This is a genomic window from Vibrio sp. 1727, from assembly GCF_033344415.1.
GTDB classification, from domain to species: domain Bacteria; phylum Pseudomonadota; class Gammaproteobacteria; order Enterobacterales; family Vibrionaceae; genus Vibrio; species Vibrio alginolyticus.
The window spans coordinates 1-506 of the sequence record NZ_JAWPOT010000711.1 but is presented as its reverse complement, the minus strand read 5'-3'; the positions used below and the strand labels follow the sequence as shown (position 1 = coordinate 506).

Here is a 506-nt window from a genome sequence, read left to right as displayed (position 1 = left end):
GCATAGGGGTCGCTGCCGCTTTCCTTCGCTTCCAGCAGCGCCTGGCCGATCCTGGAGTACAGGCGCACCTTGTCGTTGATCGCCTTGCCCTGCTTCTGGAACTGCTGCTGATGCTTGTTCTTGGCGCTGCTAAACAGCTTGACCAGGATGCGGTCGTGCAGATCGACCAGCTCATCAATCACGGTCGCCGTACTCTCCAGCACCACGGCGGCCAGGGTCGCGTAGCGGCGCTGCGGCTCGAACTTACCGAGGTCTTTGGGCGTCATCTGCCCACCCTCGCGGGCCAGCTTGAGCAGGCGGTTCTGGCGGATGTGCCGGCCCAGAGCTTCGGGCAAATCCACCAGCTGAAATGTCTTCAGCCGCTCGATGTGTTCGAGCATGTGCCGGGAGTTCGGTTTTAGTGGGGCCTGCCGCAACCAGGTCAACCAGGTGATGCTGCTGCCGGCCTTGAGCTTCAACAGCTCGTCCAGCTTGGCCCGATGCGAGTCCGTGAGTGGTTCGACGAG

1 pseudogene is annotated in these 506 nt (G+C 62.3%); it reads right to left on the bottom strand.

Features of this window, described 5'->3' with window-relative positions:
- Positions 1-506 (bottom strand): annotated as a pseudogene (locus R8O10_RS27755) (Tn3 family transposase); the annotation flags it as partial.